The sequence below is a fragment of the Anaerococcus senegalensis JC48 genome, from assembly GCF_000321005.1.
Classification (GTDB): Bacteria; Bacillota; Clostridia; order Tissierellales; family Peptoniphilaceae; genus Anaerococcus; species Anaerococcus senegalensis.
Genome location: NZ_HE578907.1, coordinates 612,893 through 636,201, shown reverse-complemented (window position 1 = coordinate 636,201; position 23,309 = coordinate 612,893). Strand labels below are relative to the sequence as shown.

At 29.7% G+C, this 23,309-nt stretch carries 22 protein-coding genes and 1 pseudogene; all 23 read left to right on the top strand.

Annotated elements, in window-relative coordinates; genetic code table 11:
- Window positions 1–50 precede the first annotated feature (50 nt).
- Window positions 51–224 carry a hypothetical protein gene (locus tag ASHG_RS09100; RefSeq protein ID WP_040397477.1) on the top strand — a complete coding sequence of 58 codons (174 nt, stop codon included), beginning with the start codon at window positions 51–53 and terminating at the stop codon, window positions 222–224.
- A gap of 183 nt (window positions 225–407) precedes the next feature.
- Complete coding sequence (locus tag ASHG_RS03160; RefSeq protein ID WP_040397475.1) at window positions 408–935, top strand: PcfB family protein; 528 nt, start codon at window positions 408–410, stop codon at window positions 933–935.
- Window positions 936–1,365: 430 nt separating this feature from the next.
- Window positions 1,366–2,439 (top strand): PDDEXK nuclease domain-containing protein, encoded by a 1,074-nt coding sequence (locus tag ASHG_RS03155; RefSeq protein ID WP_040397474.1) that lies wholly within the window; start codon window positions 1,366–1,368, stop codon window positions 2,437–2,439.
- 71 nt (window positions 2,440–2,510) lie between these two features.
- Window positions 2,511–3,212 carry a hypothetical protein gene (locus ASHG_RS03150; protein ID WP_040397472.1) on the top strand — a complete coding sequence of 234 codons (702 nt, stop codon included), beginning with the start codon at window positions 2,511–2,513 and terminating at the stop codon, window positions 3,210–3,212.
- A 158-nt stretch (window positions 3,213–3,370) separates the two neighbouring features.
- The gene (locus ASHG_RS08975; protein ID WP_040397470.1) at window positions 3,371–3,556 is read left to right on the top strand and encodes a transposon-encoded TnpW family protein; all 186 of its coding nucleotides are present in this window, start codon (window positions 3,371–3,373) and stop codon (window positions 3,554–3,556) included.
- Window positions 3,557–3,567: 11 nt separating this feature from the next.
- A pseudogene (locus ASHG_RS03140) lies at window positions 3,568–4,383 on the top strand (VirD4-like conjugal transfer protein, CD1115 family); the annotation flags it as partial.
- 151 nt (window positions 4,384–4,534) lie between these two features.
- On the top strand, window positions 4,535–5,398 hold the full coding sequence (locus tag ASHG_RS03135) for an Abi family protein (RefSeq protein WP_040397469.1): 864 nt from the start codon (window positions 4,535–4,537) through the stop codon (window positions 5,396–5,398).
- A gap of 191 nt (window positions 5,399–5,589) precedes the next feature.
- Window positions 5,590–5,913 carry a single-stranded DNA-binding protein gene (locus ASHG_RS03130; protein WP_040397468.1) on the top strand — a complete coding sequence of 108 codons (324 nt, stop codon included), beginning with the start codon at window positions 5,590–5,592 and terminating at the stop codon, window positions 5,911–5,913.
- The gene (locus tag ASHG_RS03125; RefSeq protein ID WP_002838961.1) at window positions 5,914–6,129 is read left to right on the top strand and encodes a Maff2 family mobile element protein; all 216 of its coding nucleotides are present in this window, start codon (window positions 5,914–5,916) and stop codon (window positions 6,127–6,129) included.
- Window position 6,130: 1 nt separating this feature from the next.
- The gene (locus ASHG_RS03120; protein ID WP_004838430.1) at window positions 6,131–6,994 is read left to right on the top strand and encodes a VirB6/TrbL-like conjugal transfer protein, CD1112 family; all 864 of its coding nucleotides are present in this window, start codon (window positions 6,131–6,133) and stop codon (window positions 6,992–6,994) included.
- Between the two features lie 17 nt (window positions 6,995–7,011).
- Window positions 7,012–7,269, top strand: coding sequence for a hypothetical protein (locus tag ASHG_RS03115; RefSeq protein ID WP_019107263.1), 258 nt, complete (start codon window positions 7,012–7,014; stop codon window positions 7,267–7,269).
- The gene (locus ASHG_RS03110) at window positions 7,269–7,607 is read left to right on the top strand and encodes a PrgI family protein (protein ID WP_002838958.1); all 339 of its coding nucleotides are present in this window, start codon (window positions 7,269–7,271) and stop codon (window positions 7,605–7,607) included. Before ASHG_RS03115 ends, ASHG_RS03110 begins: the two co-directional genes overlap by 1 nt.
- Window positions 7,604–10,099: a VirB4-like conjugal transfer ATPase, CD1110 family gene (locus tag ASHG_RS03105; RefSeq protein WP_019132982.1), complete on the top strand. Its 2,496-nt coding sequence runs from the start codon at window positions 7,604–7,606 to the stop codon at window positions 10,097–10,099. Before ASHG_RS03110 ends, ASHG_RS03105 begins: the two co-directional genes overlap by 4 nt.
- Window positions 10,071–11,036 (top strand): DNA-methyltransferase, encoded by a 966-nt coding sequence (locus ASHG_RS03100; protein ID WP_040397465.1) that lies wholly within the window; start codon window positions 10,071–10,073, stop codon window positions 11,034–11,036. Before ASHG_RS03105 ends, ASHG_RS03100 begins: the two co-directional genes overlap by 29 nt.
- 9 nt (window positions 11,037–11,045) lie before the next feature.
- Window positions 11,046–14,012 (top strand): C40 family peptidase, encoded by a 2,967-nt coding sequence (locus tag ASHG_RS03095; RefSeq protein ID WP_040397463.1) that lies wholly within the window; start codon window positions 11,046–11,048, stop codon window positions 14,010–14,012.
- Between the two features lie 19 nt (window positions 14,013–14,031).
- Complete coding sequence (locus ASHG_RS03090) at window positions 14,032–14,289, top strand: hypothetical protein (protein ID WP_040397461.1); 258 nt, start codon at window positions 14,032–14,034, stop codon at window positions 14,287–14,289.
- Window positions 14,286–16,640, top strand: coding sequence for a leucine-rich repeat protein (locus tag ASHG_RS03085; protein WP_040397459.1), 2,355 nt, complete (start codon window positions 14,286–14,288; stop codon window positions 16,638–16,640). The genes ASHG_RS03090 and ASHG_RS03085 overlap by 4 nt, the downstream gene beginning before the upstream one ends.
- A 15-nt stretch (window positions 16,641–16,655) precedes the next feature.
- The gene (locus ASHG_RS03080; RefSeq protein WP_040397458.1) at window positions 16,656–17,534 is read left to right on the top strand and encodes a CD1107 family mobile element protein; all 879 of its coding nucleotides are present in this window, start codon (window positions 16,656–16,658) and stop codon (window positions 17,532–17,534) included.
- 313 nt (window positions 17,535–17,847) lie between these two features.
- Window positions 17,848–18,441, top strand: a complete 594-nt coding sequence (locus tag ASHG_RS03075; RefSeq protein ID WP_040397456.1) for a type IV toxin-antitoxin system AbiEi family antitoxin domain-containing protein — start codon at window positions 17,848–17,850, stop codon at window positions 18,439–18,441.
- Entirely contained in the window at window positions 18,434–19,273 is an 840-nt protein-coding gene (locus ASHG_RS03070) for a nucleotidyl transferase AbiEii/AbiGii toxin family protein (protein ID WP_040397455.1), read from the top strand. Before ASHG_RS03075 ends, ASHG_RS03070 begins: the two co-directional genes overlap by 8 nt.
- 69 nt (window positions 19,274–19,342) lie before the next feature.
- Window positions 19,343–21,049 carry a DNA topoisomerase 3 gene (locus ASHG_RS03065; RefSeq protein WP_040397454.1) on the top strand — a complete coding sequence of 569 codons (1,707 nt, stop codon included), beginning with the start codon at window positions 19,343–19,345 and terminating at the stop codon, window positions 21,047–21,049.
- Window positions 21,050–21,390: 341 nt separating this feature from the next.
- Entirely contained in the window at window positions 21,391–21,717 is a 327-nt protein-coding gene (locus ASHG_RS03060) for a type III toxin-antitoxin system ToxN/AbiQ family toxin (RefSeq protein ID WP_084689275.1), read from the top strand.
- Between the two features lie 1,027 nt (window positions 21,718–22,744).
- A complete protein-coding gene (locus tag ASHG_RS09565; protein ID WP_202502798.1) occupies window positions 22,745–23,203 on the top strand; it encodes a TnpV protein in 459 nt (152 codons plus the stop codon).
- The last annotated feature ends 106 nt before the right edge of the window (window positions 23,204–23,309 follow it).

The following is a 23,309-nucleotide window of genomic DNA, read 5'->3' as shown; positions in this document are numbered from 1 at the left end:
AAGCTATAATATGAGCAAGAAAATAAAGGCAGATCTAGGAGGAAATAGAGATGAATAAAAGGCAAGAGCTAATAGATGAACTCATAAAAGCAGATCAAGATGGAACATACAAAACATATAAAAGCACAGAAGAAATAAAAGCGATGAGCAATGAAGAAATACAGATTATATATTCCAACATGAAAAACTATCTATCAGACAAAAGAACACACACAAACTACTAAAGGTGGAAAGGTATTGTAAGCTATTTAAAAGTATAAAAGGTACAAAGACCTAAGAAATATATAAAAACATCAAAATAAAGCATTCCACCACCACAAACAATCAAATAAAAACAATCAAAGGGAAGTATAGAAAAATTAAAACCTATACTTCCCTTTTTTAAATTCAAACAAAGGAGATAAAACATGATAAACGAAGAAATAAGTAAAGAAGCAGGGCAAGCAGCACAAACCATAATAACATACACAATAAAGGCAGCAAAAGAATCAATCAACTTAGACAAAGAAATAAGAAAAAAGATGAATGAAACTTTAGAAAAAGCAAACGGAAACTTAAAAAGACTTATGGGCGATGAAATAAAAATAAAAGACCTATACAAGAAAGGACAACTAGAAAATATAAGCATAGATCAAAGCGACCTCAAAGACTTAAAAAAAGAACTAAACAAACTTGGAGTAAGCTTTTCAGTAATTAAAAACAAAGAAACCCAAAACTATGAAGTATTCTTCCAAGCCAAAGACATAAAAGTAATGGAATATGCCTTTAAACAAGTCATAGCCAAAGAAAATAAAAAAGAAAAAGAAAGTATCCTAAAACAAATAAAGAAATACAAAGACCTATCCAAGAACAAGGATAAGACAAAAGAGAAAGTCAAAAGGAAAGTAAAAGAAAAAGTAAAACCAAACAAAAAAGATATGACCAGAGAAATCTAAGGGAGTAACGAAAAGTTACACCCTTAAATAACCACAATAACAAGACTTCCGAAAATCGGAAATCAAGAATTTCGATTATCGAAAATCAAGAGAGGAGCAGATATGGCAACAAACAAAAGATATTATTGGATAAAATTAAAAGAGGAATTTTTCACAGATAAAATAAACAGAGGACATTGTCCTTAATGAGTCCAACCCATGTCCGACAAGAGATAGAGAAAGATATAGAGATAGATAAAGAGATAGATAAAGAGAGAGAGGGAGAGATAGAAAAGATTTAACATTTTTGGTATAATCACATTAATTAAACTAAATGTGTAATGATAAAATGAGCTTGTTTACCGTAAGCTGATTGTGATAAAAATATTAAAACTCCCACCATTGGCGTTAGAAACAGAATAAAATAAAGAATCAGATTGGAGTGATTAGAATGGATAAAAAAGATGTAGCTATTATAGGAGATAGTGAATATAAAAAATTACTTTCAGATTTGAAGGAAAAAGTTAGACGCAGTCAATTAAAAGCAGCAGTAAAAGTTAATTATGAGTTGCTTGATTTGTATTGGAACTTAGGTAAAGAAATTGTTGAAAAACAAAAGCAATATTCTTGGGGTGATAGTTTTCTAAAATTATTGAGTAGTGATTTAAGAAAAGAATTTCCAGACATGGGAGGATTTTCAGCCGTAAACTTAAAACACATAAGATATTGGTATAACTTTTATAATGATTACCTAATTGGGTTACAAGCTGTAACCCAATTATCGGATATTGAAAGAAGAATAAAAAGTATTCCTTGGGGACATAATCAAAGGATTATGTATAAGTGTAAAGATGTCAAAGAGGCTTTGTTTTATATAGATAAGACTATTGAAAATGGATGGAGCAGGACGGTTTTGGAACATCAGATTGATGGAGATTTATATAAAAGGGTTGGGAATGCAGTTACTAATTTTGATAATAGATTACCGGCTGTCCAATCTGAATTAGCTAAGCAAACAATAAAAGATCCATACAACTTTGATTTTCTAACAATAAGGGATAAATATGATGAAAGAGAGTTGGAAGAAGCATTAGTAAATCAAATAACTTCTTTTCTTTTGGAACTTGGGACAGGATTTTCTTACATGGGTAGGCAAGTCCATATCAAGGTTGGAGAAAGTGATTTTTATATGGACTTACTTTTCTATCATGTTAAACTACACTCCTATGTTGTAGTAGAATTAAAGACAGAAAAATTTAAGCCGGAATTTGCAGGTCAACTCAATTTTTATGTAACAGCTGTAAATAAGAATATGAAATCAAATAGTGATAATCAAACTATAGGAATACTAATTTGCAGAGATAAAGATAATGTAGTCGCTGAATATTCGCTTGAAAATATCTCACAGCCTATAGGAATAAGTAAGTATGAAATTAGCAAATTACTTGAGCAGGAATATAAAAGTAGCTTACCATCTATTGAAGAAATAGAAGAGTCTATAAAAGAATTAGATTCAGAAAAATAAAATATGAACTAACAAAAGGCGGTAGAAGTAAAAACTATCGTCTTTTTTTATTTGAAGAAAGGTAGGATAGCATGGCAGATAAAAGAATGTTTTCACTAAAGATAGTGGATAGCGACTTATTTTTGGATATGCCACTAAGTAGTCAATGCCTGTATTTTCATTTATCAATGAGGGCAGATGATGACGGTTTTGTAAATAATCCTAAGAAAATCATCAAAATTATCGGAGCTAATGAAGATGACCTAAAAATACTTATTGCCAAAGGCTTTGTGATAGTCTTTGATCAGGGAATTATCGTCATTACTCATTGGAAGATAAATAACTATATTAGAAAAGACAGATATAAGCCAACAATGTATATAGAGCAGAAACAACAGCTTTATCAGACGGAAAATGGAGCATATATTTCAGAAGAAAAAGTTGGTTGTCATCTGGTTAACCAAAGGTTGTCAAGTGGTCAACCCAGTATAGATAAGGGTAGATTAGATAAGGTTAGTATAGATAAGGGGAGAGAAGAACAGTCCACCCCCATCTTTTATGGAGAATTCAAAAATGTAAGGTTAAGCAAAGAAGAATACAAGAACCTTAAAGAAAAATTAAACTCACACACAGAAATAATGATAAATAAACTATCAAGATACATGAAAAGTAGTGGCAAGACCTATCAAAACCACTATGCAACAATCTTAAAATGGTATGAAGAAGATAAAGAAAAACTAAGACATCAAGGAGGAAATAAAAAAATGAACTATGATGTAGGAGAATCTTTATAGATAAAAAGAGGTGGAAAGCCACTATTAAAGACTTTAAGTATGAAAAGGTATAAAAGTATGCCAGAGATAATAAAAATGTAAATATGACACTTAAAAGGCGATTAGAAAATTAAAAATCTAATCGTCTTTTTTATCGAAACAAACAGGAGGAAAAATATATGCACGAAAATAAAAATGAACAGAATACAGGAACAAAAACTATAAAGAAAATTGGTAAAGCAACCTATGAGGTTGTTGTTCACTTTAATGAAAATGCAACGGAAACAATGCAAGACAAATTAAAACGCATAATTCTTAGAGAAATGGATAGAGAAAAACATCAAAAAGCGATAAAAAATGATTAAAAAGTCCTTGACAAGTTGTTACAGGAAAAACTGCCAAATCAATCCTTATATCCTGTGGAGCAAGGCTTGCTCCATTTGATATTCAGGAACTTAGGGACTTAATGAAAGAAGATGAACTGGAGCTTGATACACTTGGAGAAAAGAAAACAGCTTTATTCGTAATAATATCGGATACAGATGATACATTTAACTTTGTAGTATCAATAATGTACTCACAATTATTTAATCTATTATGTGATAAAGCAGATGATGAATATGGCGGAAGACTTCCTGTTCATGTGAGATGCCTACTTGATGAATTCGCAAATATCGGCTTAATTCCTAAATTTGAAAAGCTGATAGCAACTATTAGAAGTAGAGAAATATCAGCTTGTATAATATTACAAGCACAATCACAACTAAAAAGTATCTATAAAGATAATGCAGATACCATAGTTGGCAATTGTGATTCGACGTTATTTTTAGGAGGCAAAGAAAGAACAACATTAAAAGAATTATCTGAAAGCCTAGGCAAAGAAACCATAGACCTATATAACACATCAGAAACAAGATCAAATCAAAAGAGTTTTGGTTTAAACTATCAAAAAACTGGAAAAGAATTAATGAGTCAAGATGAAATAACTGTAATGGATGGTGGGAAATGTATCTACCAATTAAGAGGAGTTAGACCATTTCTTTCAGATAAATTTGACATAACCAAACATAAGAATTATAAGTTCCTTGAAGATTATGATAAGAGAAATATATTTGACATAGAGAAATACCTGCAGAGAAAAGATGAGGTTAAGTTAAAAGAGAGTATGGTAGTTGAAATATTAGATGAATAAATTTAAAATTAGAAGTAAGATAGCTATTTAGGAAAGATTAAAAGGAAATACTTGACAAAAAATATTTTATAACATATAATAATGTCAACAGTACCCGACACGCCTCTTAACAATGCGGACCAAGTCGGGTCATTTGATTTTAGGAGAAAAAATGAAAAAAATTCATCAAGAACCGATTAGTATAGAAAATCAAGTAAAAAACTTAATAGACTTAGGACTTTTAGTAGAAGATAAAACTTATGCTAAGAAAATTCTTGGAAGAATATCCTATTACAGGCTGATTAAAGCTTATAGTATCACATTAAAAAAAGATGGAAGATATATATCAGGAATAAGTTTTGAAGATATTGTAAGTTTATATAAATTTGATAGAGAACTTAGACAGCTTATATTTGAAACAATAGAGCATATTGAGGTTTCTTTAAGAGCAGTTATCACAAACTATTTTTCTTTAAGATATGGGAACTTTTCATATAAAGATATGAATAATTTTGAGAAACAAAAGGAACAAGAAAGGGTACTAGAAGAATTAGCAAGGGAAGTTAAAAGAAATAGACGCTCACCATTTATAAAAAACTTTAAAGACAATTATGAAGGTGGAGAAATTCCACTCTATGCAGTGATAGAAGTAGCAAGTTTTGGAACTTTATCTAAAATGTATAAGAATATGAAAAATGAAGATAAAAGTAAAATTGCAAAAGTCTTTCATACAGACTACCATTACTTTGAATCTTGGATAGAAAATTTTGCCTATATAAGAAATATATGTGCCCATTATGGCAGGCTATATGGAGCAAAGCTTACAAAATCACCAAAGCTATATAAAGATTATTTAAAAAAGAATATTTCAAACAACACAATATTTGCTACATTAGTAAATCTTAAAATAGTTTCTGAAGAAGAAAATTACAAAAAATTTTATCATGATCTAACGGAACTAATAGCAAGATATGAAAATATTGAATTAAGACATGTTGGTTTTATAGAAAACTGGAAAGAATTACTAAAACCATAAAATTAAATAGAGAAATTTACACCGAAAAAAAACATTTCGGTGTTTTTTTATGCCCAAAGGAGGAAGAATGAAATATATAAGAGATGAGCCGAAAAAATAAGATACAGAGAAAAATGAAATATTAATGAATTAGAAGTAGAAGCGATAGAGAAAACTATCGCTTTTTTTATGGAATAAAGGAGATAGAACAAATGGAAAGAGACATGCTAAATATTAATGGAAATCTAGTAGGAGAAATAAAAATAACTGCAATAGATACAAAGGAAGGAGAAAAAGAGGTAGCTAACTTCACAATAGTTAGAAAGAACAAAGAAGAAGGAAAGGTTAAAAAAGAATATATCTACTGTAATCTCTACGGTGAAAAGGCAAAAAGTGTGAAGGAATTTAAAAGTGGAGAATACATCCATATTTTTGGATATTTTAAGGAAACAAAAAAAGAAGACAAGACATTTAAAAATTTTATCGTAAAGCACATAAATAAAATTAAAAAAGAAGAAAAAGAGGAGGAAATATAAATGGAATTTTTTACACAAGCAGTAAATGTATTAAAAATATTAGTTACAGCAATTGGTGCAGGGCTTGGAGCATGGGGTGTTATCAACCTGATGGAAGGTTATGGGAATGACAACCCTGGTGCTAAATCTCAAGGTATTAAGCAGCTTATGGCTGGAGGGGGAATTGTACTCATAGGTTTAAAACTAATACCGCTATTAGCAAACGTGTTAAAATAAAATGTTTAATATAGTAGATAAGATCAAAGAGTTTTTTTCGGAGATACTTATTGATATGATCAAGGAAAATTTAAGCGGAATGCTCCTTGATATAAATGACAAAGTATCAACGATAGCAAATGAGGTAGGAAAGACTCCGAGTGGATGGAACTCGGAGGTTTTCCACTTCATAAAGTCTATTTCAGAAAATGTTATACTTCCCATAGCAGGTCTTATCATAACGGCTGTACTATGTATTGAATTAATTCAAATGGTAATGAACAAAAATAATATGCATGACACAGATACCTTTGATTTTTTTAAATATATGATAAAAATGTGGATAGCAGTATGGCTTGTATCTCATGCTTTTGACTTTTCTATGGCAGTATTTGATGTGGCACAGAATTTAATAGGAAAGGCAGCAGGTGTGGCAAATGCTAGTGCAAAAGTTTCTCCAGGTGATATAGCTAATATGGTAGATAGCCTAAAAGGAGAGTCAATAGGAAAATTAATGACTATAGTACTAGAGACATCAATTGTAAAGATGATAATTCAAGGGATATCAATACTAATTACAGTTATTCTATACGGCAGGATGATAGAAATATATATTTATACTTCAGTTTGCGCCATACCTTTTGCCACAATGGGCAATAAAGAATGGGGAAGTATTGGAACAAACTATATAAGAGGGCTCTTCGCACTTGGCTTGCAAGGTTTATTCCTACTTATATGCGTAGGAATTTATGCCGTACTTGTTAAGACTTTAAATATATCAGACATACACAAAAGTATTTTTGAATTACTAGGATACACCTTAATACTTGGTATAACTATGATGAAATCAGGAAGTATTGCAAAATCAATTTTAAATGCTCATTAATAAAAAAGGAGAAGATGATGAAAATTAGAAGAAAAAAGGACAAAAAAATTAATTTAAAAACACTTGGAACAATAGGACTCCCAATACTTTTAATAGGGGGATATATTACAAGAGAAATACAAAATAGAATGATTATAAGAAAAACATCGGAAGTTTTAGATAATAGAGAAGAAACGAATGAAAAAGTATTAGAAATAGCAGTGAATATGGGAAAATCATTAGAAGATCTGAACAGAGAAGATATATATGGCTTTTACTTAGAGGGTTTAGAATAATGGCTTATGTAAATGTCCCAAAGGACTTAACAAAAGTAAAAACAAAGGTAGCTCTAAATCTAACAAAAAGACAATTAATTGGCTTTACAATTGCAGGTCTAATAGGCTTTCCAGTATATTTAATGGTAAAAAAAGTGCTGCCTAATGACCTATCTATGTTAATTATGATAGGTGTGTCTTTTCCTATAATATTTGCAACTCTTTATGAAAAGGACGGGATCTATTTTGAAAAATATTTAAAGTATATTATAGATAAGAAAAGACAGACAAGTATAAGGATATACAAGACAGAATGTATTTATGATATAAAGAAACAAAGAAAGGAAAGGAGTAAATGAATCAAATACAGAAAAAACAACAGAAAAAATTAAATCAAGAAAAAAGAAATTTAAAAAAACAAAAAGAAGATTTAAAAAGCATTAGTATAAGTCAAAAAAAGATGAAAAAAGCAAATATTTCTAAAGAAAAAGGAAAGCCCAAAAAGAAGCTTTCCTTTTTTGGTGGGAAGAAGAAAAAGAGCGTTCAGGAAACAATCCCTTATTTAAGAATGTTGAGAAATGGGATTTGCCAAGTTGAGAAGAACAAATTTAATAAAATGATACGTTTTTTAGATATTAACTACCAGCTTTCAACAGAAGAAGATAAGGAAAGTATATTTAATGAATTTTCAAGTTTTTTAAACTATTTTGATCCAAGTGTTGATATAGAACTTTCATATATTAATCGTATAGGAAAAAATGAAGAAGTAGAAAAAAATATCAATGTTCCGGATAGAAACGATTCATATAATGAAATACGAAAAGAGTACAGGGAAATGCTAAAAAACCAGAGTCAAAAAGGAAATAATGGACTTACTAAATATATGTATATCACCTTTAGCTTACAAGCACAAGATTTAAAAGAGGCAACTACAAGACTTGAAAGAATGGAAATGGATATATTAAATAACTTTAAGCAGATGGGAGTAAAAGCTTATGTATTAAGTGGATATGAAAGGTTAAAGGTTATTCACGATATCTTAAATCCGAATAAGAATTTTGTTTTTTCCTTTGAAGACCTAAAATATAGTGGACTATCTACTAAGGATTATATAGTACCAGCATCATTTAACTTTTCATCTCACAATCAATTTAAAATTGGAGAATACTTTGGAGAAGTAAACTTTCTGCAAATTCTAGCACCTGAATTATCAGATAGATTATTATCAGAATTTTTAGGGGTTGAAGAAAATATGATTGTAACATTTCACATAAATTCCATTGATCAAACAGAAGCTATAAAGATGATTAAAAGAAAAATAACGGACTTGGATAAAATGAAAATTGAAGAAAATAAGAAGGCTATAAGATCAGGATATGATATTGATATTCTTCCAAGCGATTTAATTACCTATGGTAATGATGCTAAGAAACTATTGGTAGAACTTCAAAATCATAATGAGAGAATGTTTGTCATAACTATTTTGTTTACAAATATGGAAAAAAGTAGAAAGAAATTGAGTAATATAATCTTTCAACTAAATTCAATAGCAGGTAGGCATAATTGTGTATTGAAAAATCTTAACTATAGACAGGAACAAGGACTAATTTCCTCCCTACCACTTGGGAAAAATGAAATCGAAATAAAAAGAGGACTTACAACTAGCTCTACAGCAGTCTTTATTCCTTTTACAACAGAAGAGTTGTGCTTAGAAGGAGAGAGCTTATACTACGGATTAAATGCTTTAAGTCGTAACATCATTATGACAGATAGAAAGCTTTTAAAGAATCCAAACGGTTTAATACTTGGAACGCCTGGTAGTGGTAAATCTTTTTCGGCTAAAAGAGAAATTACCAATGCTTTTTTAATTACACAAGATGACATCATTATCTGTGATCCGGAAGGTGAGTATGGAAATTTAACTAAGGCACTAGGTGGAGAAGTTATAAAAATATCGCCAACAAGTAAGGATTATATAAACCCGTTGGATATAAATGTAGACTATGCCGATGAAGACAATCCCTTATCTTTAAAGTCTGACTTTATTCTTTCACTGTTTGAACTTGTAGTAGGAAAGGAAGGATTAAGTGCAGAAGAAACTTCAGTAATTGATAGATGTCTTCCGATATTATATAAGGATTACTTCGACAATCCCATTCCTGAAAATATGCCAATTTTAGAAGATTTATATAATTTACTTTTAAAACAAGAAGAAAATGTAGGGAAAAAATTAGCGGTAGAAATGGAAATTTATGTCAAAGGTAGTCTTAATGTATTTAACCATAGGACTAATGTAGATACAGGAAATAGAATTCTTTGTTATGACATTAAGGAATTAGGAAAGCAACTTAGAAAAATAGGTATGTTAATTGTTCAAGATCAAGTGTGGAATAGAGTAACTATTAATAGAAATAAGAAGGAAACCAGATATTACTGTGACGAATTCCATTTGCTTTTAAGAGAAGAACAAACAGCCTCATATTCCATAGAAATTTGGAAGAGATTTAGAAAATGGGGAGGAATTCCAACAGGATTAACACAAAATGTAAAGGACCTTTTAGCCAGTCCTGAAATAGAAAATATATTTGATAACACTGATTTTATCTTAATGCTTAATCAAGCTAGTGGTGATAGGGAAATTTTAGCTAACAAGTTAAATATATCTCTTTATCAGTTATCCTACGTCACAAATTCCAATGAGGGAGAGGGATTACTATTCTACGGAAACACAATAGTACCTTTTGTAGATAGATTTCCTAAAGATACAAAATTGTATAAGTTAATGACAACTAAACCAGAAGAATTAAAGGAAGGGATAGAAATTGATAGACAGAGAGAAGTTAAAAACTAACTATATTATTAATTTAGATGCAATTTCTGCTCTAAAGGAATTTCCAGATAAAACATTTGATTGCTGTATTACATCTCCTCCATATTATGGACTTAGAGATTATAAAGCAGAAGGACAAATTGGAAGAGAAGAAAGTCCGGAGGAATATTTAAATAAATTAATTGAAGTCTTTAGAGAAGTAAAAAGAGTATTAAAAAAAGAAGGAACACTTTGGGTAGTTATTGGAGATTCTTATGCAGGGACAAGAAGCAAAAAAAAATATAAAGATCCTAAAAACATAGAAGGAAGAAGTGGTCAAAAAGAGTCTATTACAGAAAAACTCAGTGGCTACAAGGCAAAAGACTTAATGGGGATACCTTGGCAACTAGCTTTAAAATTAAGAGAGGATGGTTGGTATTTAAGAAGCGATATTATTTGGCATAAGGAAAATGCCATGCCTGAGTCTTGTAGGGATAGACCATCAAGGTCTTATGAACATATCTTCCTACTATCAAAAGCAAGAAAGTATTTCTATAACTTTGACGCTATGAAAGAACCAATAAAAGAAATAAGCAAGAAAAGATATATGAGGGCAAGAGGAAAAGATAATAAGTATTTACAAGAAGGCACAGGAGCTAAAAGACAGAGCATAAATGAAGCAAGAGAGTATGGAGAATATATAGGAGATAATGTCCCTAAGTTTAGAAACAATAGAGATATTTGGACTATTAACACCAGTGCGTTTAAAGGAAAACACTATGCGGTATTTCCACCAAAACTGGTAGAACTTTGTATAAAAGCAGGATGTCCTAAAAAAGGCTTAATTCTTGATCCCTTTATGGGTTCAGGAACTGTTGGAATGGTAGCTATTAGGATGGACAGAGAATATATTGGAATTGACATAAACAAAGACTACTGTCAAATAGCTAAAGAAAGGATTGAGAAAAACATGAAATAGGAGGTGTATATGAAAAAGAAAGGGAAAGTAAACCCAAGAGATGTACCAAAGACCAAGCTTATATCAGAAAAGAAAGAAGAAAGTAATGAAAAATTCAGTAATACAGAGAGACCATCAGATTTTTCAAAAAAAGAAATAAATAAAGTAAAAAGCAGGAACAACATAGACAATAATGTTGAAAACTCTAAATATTACTCAGATCATTTGCAAGAAAATAGTCAGGATTTATTCAAAGAAAAAGAAAAGCCAAATAGAGAAAGAAGACAAAGAAAAATCCATGAGGAAAAACTTGCAGAAGCCTCATATCATAATGAATATCAGCCGGAATATTCGCAACGGCAGCATAGAAAAATGGAAGAAAATGAGGAAAGTAGATATGGTGAATATCACGGGCAAGAAAGAGAATATAGGCTAAGTAATTTTAAAGAAGATTTTAATGGTGGAGTAATTTCAACTAACTCTAATATAAAAAGTAGCATTTCTCCTCAAAAAAATTGCAAGGGGAATAGTAATTTAAAATGGAAGAAAAACGTTGAGAGTGAAAGTTTTAATGATGTGCCAGAGAAAAAAATAAGGAGATTTAGAAAAGAAGAAGATAAGAATTTTAATATAGAGGTAAGTTCAACATATGATCCCTTATCGCAGGACTCAGATAATGATGGTGTCATAGATCGCTATGACATGAACTTTAGTGATAGCAATGTATCATATAGGGACACAAGAGATGACTATAAGTATTTACCATCTTCTGATGTGCAAAGAAAAAATTGGGATGGTTCTTCTATTCTTGGTAATAAAGGGAAAGAAAGCTTTCAAAAAAACACCTTAAAAAAACTTTATCAATCTCAAAGTCAGTTTAAGGACAAAGGGGAAAAAGCAGAATTAAAATCTTTAAATGGGAAGTTTAGAAGAAAAGACTTATCATATAAGGCAAATGAAGAAGATAAAAAAATAATTCAAGATCTGAATACTAATAAAAAACAAAATAGCAAATATTTCAAAGGCAAAGTTAGAAATTTAGAAGAAAAAAATATGCTAATGGGGAGGGTTTCTAGTGGGAAATTTAGACAGGATAGCCTATCTGAAGTATTTAAAAGTGAATCTGAAAAAAATAAAGATAAATATAATATAAATAAAAAGAATCAAGAAAAAATAGGCACGAAAAAAGAAATCTTCAAACAGGAAAAAAACGTAATAAAAAATGAGAATCTTGAAGTAGATGAACTTGATTTAAATCATAGTGGAATTTCTAATAAAAACAAGGGAAAGAAAAGACAAATAAAAGACGCTTTTGATAATATTATAAAGAAAAGCAACTTTGATCCAAAGAAAGAATACACCAGGACAAAAAAAGAAGTACAGGATTCTAAAAATGTATCTGAAAAAAATAAGGTAGATACAAAAAATAAAACTAAATTCCATTCTAAAAAAGATAACAAAAGTGAAAAAGATAAGTTTTATAAAAAGGAAGATAAAATATCAAAACTATATGAGAAAAAGAATAAAAAGGAAAAAGAGTTAATTAAGGATAAGAAAAAGTCGAAAAAAGCGGGTTTAGAAAAACCGATTACTTTTGCAAGTGCTATGACGGCAAACTATCTATATAGTGGGAAAGATGATAATGCAGGTGTTAACGCTGCTTATAAGCTTAGTAGAACTACCGAAGTTGTAGGTAGAGAAATTAGCTATTTTAGAAGAAAAAAACCTTTAAAAACTCAAAGAAAAATAAAATCTTTAGAAGGAAAAATTTATAAGAAAGAAAGTAAACTCATCTTTCAAAGAAATTTTGAAGAATTGAAGAAGACTAAAGCTTATCAAAACTCTAATAAATTGAATCGATTTTTTATGAAAAAGAAGTTTCAGAGAGATTTTAGGAAGAAACACGGGGAAGGTTTAGTAAATAGAATAAAGAAATCTTTCGCTAATATTGGAAAGAAAACATTGGAAGTTTTAAAAAACAAAGGATATAAGCAAATTTTAATTGCCCTTTGTATTTTAGGACTTTTTTTTATGCTATTTCAAGGAATTAGCAATGTTGGCAGTCTTACTTCAGGATTAACAAGTAATGTTATAGCTACAAGCTATCTATCAAAAGAAGAAGTTTTAATGGATATTAATAATGAATTTACAAGTTATGAATATGCATTACAAGATGAAATAGATAGTATTAAAGAAAATTATCCAAATTATGATGAATATCATATAAAAGGAGATTCTGTTGGTCATGATCTACACAAGCTTTTTAGCTATTTAACAGCAAGATATGGAGAGATTAAGTCAGCTGAAGAGATACAAAAGGAATTAAAAAAACTATTTAATCAAATGTATGAGAAAAAATATACTTCAAAGTCTATTACAAAATATGACAGTGAAGGAAATCCATATACCTATAGAATTCTAACATTAACTATAAAAAAGAAAAGTATTGATGAAATAGCAAGAGAAGAATTTGCAAACTATGAAACAAATATGGCTCATTATTTAGCATTACTTGATAGTCAGGGAAATATGAGTGGATATTTTGGATCAAGCTATGGGAACTTGGGAGAGATTATAGACAATCCAAACTTTGGAAATCCCGGTCTTGCTTTTGATTCTGAAACTGCCAAAGCCTTATTTAATGAAGCAGAAAAACACATAGGCAAAAGATATGTGTTTGGAGCAAGTGGACCATCTAACTTTGACTGTTCAGGTTTTGTATGTTGGTCATTTACAAAGTCTGGTGTAAAGAGAATGCCAAGAACTACAGCTTGGCTTATTTATAAAAACTATTGTAATCCAATATCTCCAAGCGAGGCAAAACCTGGGGATATTATTTTCTTTAAAGGCACATATAATTCCGGTACGCCAATTTCTCACGTAGGGATATATGCCGGAAATGGAATGATGCTCCATGCAGGAGATCCTATCCAATATGCCAGTATAAACTCAAGGTATTGGAAAAATCACTTTTATTCCTTTGGTAGACCAAAATAAGGGGAAGGAGTAAAAATCTATGAATAAAAAATTAATCAGAAACATAGAAAAACAGAAGAATTTAAGAAAGAAAAAAGAAGAAATTGAAATAGAACTTCAGTTATTAGTAGAGGAACAAGAAGAAATAGAAAATTTAGAGGTCATCAAGGAATTTCGAAGTCGAAAAATATCTCTTGATGAATTTTTATTTATTGTTAGAAAAAATAAGGAAGAAGAAAATAGAGAAAGACAAGAACTTAAAAGAGAAGATACAAATGAAAGTGAGGAAAATTTATGAAAAAAATAACCAGTGGAATTTTAGCTGTGATAATGCTACTTGTAAGTTTAGTGAATATAGTGGCTGTAAGCCCTGTATATGCAAGTACAGATTATAAGGTAGAGTGGACGGAAGATGATTTTATGTATTCCTCTGAGGGTAATATAATTGCCTTTAGTGATAAGGGCTTAGAAAAGAAAGAAAAGACAAATATTCTAGTATTTCCTGAAGGAACGAAATCTATAAATGGAAATTATTCTTTAAGTCATTCAAACGATGAACTTAGATATAAAAGAGAATTTGGACGTGGCAAACATTGGGATAAAGTAATTATTCCTGATTCTGTTAAGCATTTAGGTTATGCTGCCTTTTACGATGCAAGTATAGACGAGGTAAAACTATCAAATAGTCTAACTTATCTTGGTGGTTTAGCATTTTTCAATTGTGGACTTAGAGAAGTGACTTTACCTGATACTTTGGTAAATATTGAACATAATGCTTTTGAAAGAAATAACCTTCAAGAAATAACTATACCGAGGTCTGTGAAAACAATTGAACAGTATGCTTTTTCAAGAAATAAACTGCACACTGTAAAAGTTTTAGGCAATCCAAATATTAACAGTAAGGGAGTATTCCACAATCAAAAAGTTGAATATAGACCAAAACAAAATCCATTTTACGAAAATCATTTTGGTTTCAACGGAAATCAAGGATTCAAATCTATTCCTAATGGATTAAGGTTTGAAAATGGAGAGTTTATCTTTGATAAGAATGTAGATAGTGTAGAACTTGAATTTGATTATAACAATGATATGTATCAAGGAAAGATGACTATATACAATCCAAATAAATATTCCATTGACACTCAAACAGATTTAACAGGGCAAGATATTGATGAAAAGGACAATAAGATTGATGATTTAACTAAAAACATTAAGGATTTAGAAAATCAGATCAAAGACTTAAATGATAAGAAACAAGAAGACCAATCAAAGATAGATGAATTAAAGGAAAAGTTAGAATCTTGCAAAGATAATGGAGAGAAACTAAAGCAAGAAAAAGCTAAGCTAGAAGAAGAGATTAGAGATAAAGACAATAAGATTGCTCAATTGAATAAAGAAATTGAGAATCTTAAAAACTCTAATAATGATGAACTAATAGCAGAAATTACTCAGCTTAAAGATGAATTAAAAAGATTACAAGATGAAAATGCAAAACTAAAAGAAGATTATTCATCTACAAAATGGGAGCTAGAGGCTGAGAAAGAAAAGACAGATAAAAACGAAAATAAAATCAAAGAAATGCAAGGAAAGCTCGAGTCTTTAGAAGAGGAACTTGCAAAGAAGACTAAAGAAATAGAGGATAAAGATAATAAAATTAAGGACTTAGAAAAAGCGCTTGATGAAAAAGATACTAAGATAAAAGAACTAGAGTCTAAGAAGAAAGAAATAGAAAATTCTAAGTCAGAATGCTGTAAAAAAATTGAAGAGCTTCAAAAGGCTATTGATAGCTTAAAAGAATCTTCTGAAAATACAAAAAAGGAATTAGAAGATAAGATTAAAGAACTAGAAGAAAAACAAAAAGTTTCTGAAGAAGAAATTAAAAAGCTAAAAGAAGAGTTAGATAAGAAAATTGAAGAAGCAAAAAAGTTAATCGAGGAAGCAAATAAAAAAGCAAAAGAAGAACTTGAAAAACAAGCTAAAGATGAAAAAGATAAAAATCTAAACCAAGACTTATCTAAGAAATTAGATGAACTTTTAAAACTCCAAAAAGAAAACAAAGAGAAGAAAGAAGATAAGAAATCTCAAGATAAGAAGTTGGACGAGCTTTTGAAAGCTGATGACAAGAACATTCTAAATCAAATTGATCTTAACAAGATGAAAAAGCAAGAGGAACAACAAGGTAAAAAACAAGTTAAAGATGAAAAAGAATTTGCAGTTTTTCAAGTAGACAAAAACTTTTATAACATTATAAAAGATGGAAAGAAAACTACTGTGTATATGGATGTAAAAGCATATATTAAGGATAATCGCATTATGCTACCTGTTAGATATGCAGCCTATACTCTTGGGTTTAATGTAGAATATGATGATAGTAAGAGAGAGGCTATCTTTTCAAATAAAGAAAATACAGCCTTACCTAAAAAAACTCTAAGATTAAATATAGATACTGGTGTTATGAAAGATAGTCAAGGAAACATTTATCATTCTGACACTAAACCTGTAATTATAAATGGAAGAATTCACGCATCTATTTCCAATATAGCTAAAGCTTTTAATGCAAGCTGTGGGGATATAAGAGATGAAAAAGATCAAAGTATAGAATGGGATAATAGCAGAAAGGCAGTTTATGTCTTTAAGAATATAAAGTAAGAAAAGGAGATAACTATGAAGAAAAAAAGATTAGGGGTAGCCTTAGTGCTACTCCTTTTACTATTAAGTATGCCAAGCATATCCATAGCTAAGAGCAATGATAATGAAATAAAAAATCAGTCAAATGATATTTATTTGCCAGAAAAAAGTAAAGAATTAGAAAGCTTATTTGATGAAGCTATATATGAACCATCTAATGAGAGTCAAAAAATTCCTTATCAGGAAGTGCCGAAAATACAAGAAAATAACATAAAAAATGAGCAAGTAGATAAAAAAGAAAAGCCATCTAAGCTTGTTAAAGGTGGCAATACTAAAGCAATTAATCCATTAGCCACAGAAGAAAATAAGGCAAGAGGAACAGTTATAGAAAATGTAGATAAAAATGGACAGGATATTACACCGAAAGTAGAAGATCAAACATCAAGAGATGAAAAGAAGGAAAATCCAATAGATGTCAGACAATTTTTAACCTTTCAAACAAAGAGTGGAAAAACTATGCACCTCATTGTAGATCATTCCGAAAATCAAGAAAATGTACAATTACTAACAGAAGTTGGAGAACAAGATCTACTAAATATGATTGAAGGAGAAAGTGAAGTAAAGCCAAAAGAAGAAGTAGTGAAAAAAGAAGAACCGGTGGAGGAAAAACCGAAGAAAGAGGAGAAAGAAGAAAAGAAATCAGGGATAGGACTTTATTTATTTATGGGTTTAATTATTGTTGGTGTAATGGGTGCAGGATATTACTTCAAAATCTATAAAAAAAATGAAGAAGCAAGTTTTGAAGATGAGCAAGATTATAATGAATTAGAAGATGATTATGAATCTGAAGGGGAGGATTATGATCTTGAAGATAAGGAAGATACAGAAATTATTCCAGATGAAGATGAATTTTAATCTTCTCAATGATTTAAGCAGTAGATTAAGGACAACAATAAACTTAATTATCGTGCAAATTTATAAACATACGATAGAAAAGTACAATTAGAATTCTGGAACTTTAATAAAAAACGATGAACAAAACGACAGCCCAAACTTAATATAAAAGGAAAGCTAAGTAGAAATGATTGATTGTATAATTAAGAATTTGATGATATGAAATTTCTTGATAATTTTTGAAACAAATTGGGATAGAAATTCAAAGCTTTGTTGCAATTACACTTATAAAAATATATAATATAAGTGTAAACACAACAAGGGGATGAATATAATGAATTATAGAAAGCAAATTGAAATACATCTAAAAAAATCAGGTGGTATTATAACATCTGCTTATTGCAGAGAAAATAACATACCTACAGTATATTTAAGTAGACTAGCAAAAGAGGGGAAATTGTTTAGAGTTCAAAAAGGAATATATATTATTGAAGATGGTGATTTCGATGAGTATTATTTTTTCCAATATCAGTATAGAAAGGCGATATTTTCCTATGAGACAGCTTTGTTTCTACTTGGGGTAACGGACAAAATTCCATGGAGAATAGATGTTACAGTATACAATGGATATAAATTTAATGAGAAGCAAGATACACTTAATATCAATTATGTAAAAAAATCTATTTATAATCTAGGAATTATACAGAAAAAGACAATGTTTGGAAACACTGTGAATGTTTACTCCTACGAAAGAATACTTTGTGATTTTATTTCCAACAAAGAAAAAATGGATACTGAAGTTTATATAAAACTCATTCGTTCCTATTTTAAATATAAGGATAAGGATATACATTCTCTATATGAAATAGCAAGAAAAATGGGAATAGAAGATAAAGTAAGGGAAGTTATGGAGGTGGTATATGAATAAAGCAAAGTTAACCGCCATTTGTCATAATATAAGTAAAGAATCAGGACTCCCATTTAATTCAGTAATGTTATATTATTTTTTGGAAAGCATATTAAAAAAATTAGCACAGAGTAAGTATCATGAAAAATTTATTTTTAAAGGAGGTTTTCTTTTATCTAATGTAGTAGGCATAGATTCAAGAAGCACAGTAGATATAGATCTTCTTTTAAGAAATATGCATTTATCAGAAGAAAATGTATTAAAAATAATACAAGAATTACTAGAAGCAAGTCATTCAGATGATATATCCTATAAAGTACATGGAATAAGTACAATCAAGGAAGATGACCAGTATGGAGGGTTTCGTGTAAGTATACTTTGTAGGATGGAGAATATAAGACAAATTGTACCTCTTGATATTGCAACAGGTGATGTTATCACACCACATCCCATAGATTATAAATATATAAGTGCTTTTGGGCAAGAAGATATTTTAATTAAAGCCTATCCTATTGAAACAATTGTGGCAGAAAAAATTCAAACAATATACTCTAGGGGGTTTTTAAATAGTAGAAGTAAGGATTACTATGATCTTTATATAATTTATAAATTAAAAGATAAAGAAATTGATACCAAGATATTAAAAGAAGCATGTATTAGAACTTTTGATTATAGAAAAACGGAATTTGATATAGATAAAATCATAAGTTTAATGAGAATGCTAAAAACGGATCAAGCTTTTTTATACAGATGGAATTCTTATTCGAAGAAAAATCTTTATGTTAGAGACATAAAGTTTGAAGATGTAATAGATAATGGAATAAATATTATAGAAAAAATAAAAAATCAGTAGAGCTATAAAAAGATGAGGGATTGAAAATTTAATCTCTCATTTTTTTATTAAAAAATTAAAGGAGGAAAAATGAAATTAGTAATCGCAGAAAAACCAAGTGTTGCAGCATCAATAGCAAAAGTTATAGGAGCAAAAAATAGAAATAATGGATATTATGAGGGGAATGGATACATTGTTTCATGGTGTGTTGGGCATTTAGTACAAATGGCAAATCCTGATGTGTATGATGAAAGATATAAGAAGTGGAGAATTGAAGATTTACCTATTATCCCAAAAGAATACAAGTATGAGGTAACGAAGACAACTAAAAAACAGTTTAATATTCTTAAAAGACTAATGAATAGTAATGAAGTTGACACCATTATTAATGCTTGTGATGCTGGTAGAGAAGGAGAAGCTATCTTTAGACTTGTATATATGATGGCAAATTGTAAGAAGAAAATGAAACGTCTTTGGATTTCCTCAATGGAAGACTCTTCCATAAAAGAAGGATTTAGCAACTTAAAAGATGGAAGTAATTATGATAATCTTTTTGATTCAGCTAAGGCTCGTGCCATAGCTGATTGGCTTGTTGGAATGAACATAAGTAGACTTTACTCCTGTCTATATAATGAAAATTATAGTGTAGGCAGAGTACAAACACCAACTTTATCAATGATTGTGAATAGAGATGATGAGATAAATAGTTTTAAAAAAGAAAAATATTATACAGTGGAGATTTCCATGAATGGATTTACACTGTCGACAGATAGAATTGATGACAAGATAGTGGCAGAGCAGCTTAAAAATTTAATCGGAGAAAAAATTGAAATAACCGATGTAATTAAAAAAGAAAAGATTACAAAGCCTAATCTGCCCCTTGACCTAACAACACTTCAAAGAGAATGTAATAAGTATTTTGGATACAGTGCAAAACAAACCCTAGATTATGCCCAAAGCCTGTATGAAAAGAAGTATATTACCTATCCACGAACAGATTCAAGATATTTGACAGTAGACATGATAGAAAGCACTGTAAATAATATTATAGGGAAAAATGATTTTGACACAGAAAGAATTAAGGTAGTTTTTAATTCTGAAAAAGTTACAGATCATCATGCAATAATTCCAACGATAAGTTCATTAAATAAGGATATTTCAAATCTCCCGGAAAGTGAAGCCAAAGTATATAGACTTATAACAAATAAACTCTATGCAAGTTTTGGATATCCTCTTGTAGAAAATACAACAAAGATAGTGGCTGAATTTGACGGGTTTGAATTTATAAACACTTATAAAATAATTGCTGAAGAAGGATTTACAAAATATTTAGAAGAATATAAATCAAAGAAGAAAGAAGATATACAACTTCCTGATGTAAAAATAGGAGATTTTTTATATATTGAAAATAAAGATATAAAAGAGAAGTATACAAATCCACCTAAACACTTCACTGAAGACACACTCTTAAAAGCAATGGAAATAGCTGGGAATGATGAATTAGTTAAGGATGTTGAAGTTGAGAGAAAAGGACTTGGTACTCCTGCTACAAGAGCGGGAATAATAGAAAATTTGATATACAAAGGTTATATAAAAAGAGAAAAGAAAAATCTAATATCAACTAGAAAGGGATTAAACCTAGTGACTATAGTTATAGATGAGTTTAAATCTCCAAAGACAACAGCAAAATGGGAAATGAGATTAAGTGATATAGCAAAGGGTAAGGAATATAAAGAGAATTTTTTAAAAGAAATTGAAGAAGAAATAGAAAATACTATAGGTAAATATTATAAGTAAATTGATTATAAAAACTTGAATATAATTATAGGAATGAAGAAAGGAATGATTTATGAAAGAAATAGGGTATAATATAAGTGATAAAAGAGTAGGCATTAGGAAATTTGCTTATTTGACATTACTATAAATATACGTTATACTCTTATCAGATAAAGATGGTGTCCCGCTACCGTTAAAGGTGGAGCATTAAAGAAGGTGTATCACTACCTACATCCCAAAGGTAAAATATTAAAGCAAACAGAGAGGTTAAAACCTTTCTATTTTTTTATTCCAATTTCTTCTGCAAAGGAAAACGCAAAAAATGAAAGAATGTTTCTGATGAGCATTTTTTAATTTATGAAGTGATCGATGATAGTATTACTATAGATGGAGATATTTACAGATATTATTCTGATAAAGAAAAAATGCACATATTATCTATATTGGATATTAAGAAAATGATTCCTGTACCGACTGATTGTTATGAAAGAATTGATTTTAACGAACTTGAAGATATCAGATATAAAGACTTATTTCAAAAAGAATATGCTTTTTGTTTAAAAATAAAAACAAAGATCTTGATAAAGGTAGAAAAAATATACAAAAATCAAAAGAAAACAGGAATTATAAGAAGAGCAAATTGCAATTTTTCAAAGTTAGAAAAAGCAATGTTGGATTGGAAACAATAGGATAAAGGAAGTTAAAGCGATTAGAAAAGTAAAAAATCTAATCGTTTTTTTATTGCAATAGCAAGATAGCGTAAATGACATTTAAAGTTATCCTTTGCTTACAGAAATTAAAAAAATAGAAAGAAATAAAGTTTAATAAATAAATATATAAAAATTTAGTTCATTTTTATCACTATAATGAGGAGGGATAAAATGCCAAGATATGATATAGTAGATTTAAGCAGAACAATCTATCTTGCAAAAGAAGAATTTAAGAAAGATATAAAAAAATATGAGGAATATTTAAAGGTATCAGGCAATAACTATAAGTATCCATATATACATCAAATATCTATATACAATATGGATCCAAAAGCAACAGCCTGTGCAGAATTTGATTATTGGAAAAGTATAGGTAGAAGCGTTAAAAGAGGCGAAAAAGGAATACCACTTTTAGATATAGATAGCGGAAGGATAAAATATATCTTCGACATAAGACAAACAGTAAGTATTAATCATAATATTTCTGAGGTAAAGTTATGGAAATATGATAGCAAAAAGCATTTAAACTTACTAGATGAACTGATAGATAAGTTTAAAGAAAAAGATAGTAAGCTTCTATTAAGCCAAGAAGATAAAATTGATGCCTTAGTAGAGAGTAATGTTAGAGGAAAATTCAATAAAATTTTAGAAAGTCTATCTGATGAAAGTTTAAAAAGTATTCAAAAGGTAGACCTTTTTAATTTGTTAAAAGAATCCGTAAAAATTTCCATAAGCGAGAGAATGGAGGTCTCATATCAGCTAAAAGAAGAAAACTTATCTTTACTGTCTAAAATATCAAGTTCGGACATAGACAAAGTATTGAGTATAAGCTCTAATATAAGTAAAAATATCTTACTTGATTTGGGAAGTGAAATAAAAAGGTTAGAAATTTTAGAGAAAATTCAAGAAAGAAAAGATTTGGAGCAGACAAAAGAGCTTAAGGAGCGTTATAATAAATTAAGTTCTGATATAAACGGTGAAATAAATTTTAAAGGAGGCTTGGAAGATGAAAGAGAAATTAACATTGGCAGGCAAGGAATACCTCATGGAGGAGGGGATTTACACACCAATCGTCAAGGAGAATTCCTTCGAGAGACAGGGAGGGACATACAAGATGGAAGAATTGGAGGAAGGCATGGAAGTCCTAATACCCAATATGGCAATTCCCAAGGAAATAGATTTAAAGAAACTCAACAGATGGGGAAGGATGAGATTGAACTTTCTCAAGGAGAACAAAGAAGAGGATTATCAGATAATGTATTTGCAAGGGACATTGATGGATCATCTTCTATCAAAGGAAAAAGAGATAGAGGACTTTATAACGAGGGAAGAAGTCAAAATGATGGAAACTTGGGGTCTGACAGAAGAACTGAAAGAAGAGGACTATCTGAAATATCTGAGATTGAAGAAGAACATGGATATGACCCTACAAGAAATAGGGGAAAAGGAGATAATCTTAATCTAAAAAAAGAGGAAGTAGAGTCTACTTCCTTTTTTTCTGCTAAAAATCAGGGAGAGCAAATATCCTTCTCAAATCCAATAAGTCAAAGAGAAATAGATACATTTTTAAT

Excerpts from the sequence above, each read along its gene's own strand:
- ASHG_RS03085 (WP_040397459.1), top strand. The coding sequence starts at position 14,286 with ATGAAAAAAATAACCAGTGGAATTTTAGCTGTGATAATGCTACTTGTA.
- ASHG_RS03070 (WP_040397455.1), top strand. The coding sequence starts at position 18,434 with ATGAATAAAGCAAAGTTAACCGCCATTTGTCATAATATAAGTAAAGAA.
- ASHG_RS03160 (WP_040397475.1), top strand. The coding sequence starts at position 408 with ATGATAAACGAAGAAATAAGTAAAGAAGCAGGGCAAGCAGCACAAACC.
- ASHG_RS03105 (WP_019132982.1), top strand. The coding sequence starts at position 7,604 with ATGAATCAAATACAGAAAAAACAACAGAAAAAATTAAATCAAGAAAAA.
- ASHG_RS03150 (WP_040397472.1), top strand. The coding sequence starts at position 2,511 with ATGGCAGATAAAAGAATGTTTTCACTAAAGATAGTGGATAGCGACTTA.
- ASHG_RS03090 (WP_040397461.1), top strand. The coding sequence starts at position 14,032 with ATGAATAAAAAATTAATCAGAAACATAGAAAAACAGAAGAATTTAAGA.
- ASHG_RS09100 (WP_040397477.1), top strand. The coding sequence starts at position 51 with ATGAATAAAAGGCAAGAGCTAATAGATGAACTCATAAAAGCAGATCAA.
- ASHG_RS03095 (WP_040397463.1), top strand. The coding sequence starts at position 11,046 with ATGAAAAAGAAAGGGAAAGTAAACCCAAGAGATGTACCAAAGACCAAG.
- ASHG_RS03110 (WP_002838958.1), top strand. The coding sequence starts at position 7,269 with ATGGCTTATGTAAATGTCCCAAAGGACTTAACAAAAGTAAAAACAAAG.
- ASHG_RS08975 (WP_040397470.1), top strand. The coding sequence starts at position 3,371 with ATGCACGAAAATAAAAATGAACAGAATACAGGAACAAAAACTATAAAG.
- ASHG_RS03125 (WP_002838961.1), top strand. The coding sequence starts at position 5,914 with ATGGAATTTTTTACACAAGCAGTAAATGTATTAAAAATATTAGTTACA.
- ASHG_RS03065 (WP_040397454.1), top strand. The coding sequence starts at position 19,343 with ATGAAATTAGTAATCGCAGAAAAACCAAGTGTTGCAGCATCAATAGCA.
- ASHG_RS03115 (WP_019107263.1), top strand. The coding sequence starts at position 7,012 with ATGAAAATTAGAAGAAAAAAGGACAAAAAAATTAATTTAAAAACACTT.
- ASHG_RS03120 (WP_004838430.1), top strand. The coding sequence starts at position 6,131 with ATGTTTAATATAGTAGATAAGATCAAAGAGTTTTTTTCGGAGATACTT.
- ASHG_RS09565 (WP_202502798.1), top strand. The coding sequence starts at position 22,745 with ATGAAAGAGAAATTAACATTGGCAGGCAAGGAATACCTCATGGAGGAG.
- ASHG_RS03080 (WP_040397458.1), top strand. The coding sequence starts at position 16,656 with ATGAAGAAAAAAAGATTAGGGGTAGCCTTAGTGCTACTCCTTTTACTA.
- ASHG_RS03130 (WP_040397468.1), top strand. The coding sequence starts at position 5,590 with ATGGAAAGAGACATGCTAAATATTAATGGAAATCTAGTAGGAGAAATA.
- ASHG_RS03075 (WP_040397456.1), top strand. The coding sequence starts at position 17,848 with ATGAATTATAGAAAGCAAATTGAAATACATCTAAAAAAATCAGGTGGT.
- ASHG_RS03135 (WP_040397469.1), top strand. The coding sequence starts at position 4,535 with ATGAAAAAAATTCATCAAGAACCGATTAGTATAGAAAATCAAGTAAAA.
- ASHG_RS03155 (WP_040397474.1), top strand. The coding sequence starts at position 1,366 with ATGGATAAAAAAGATGTAGCTATTATAGGAGATAGTGAATATAAAAAA.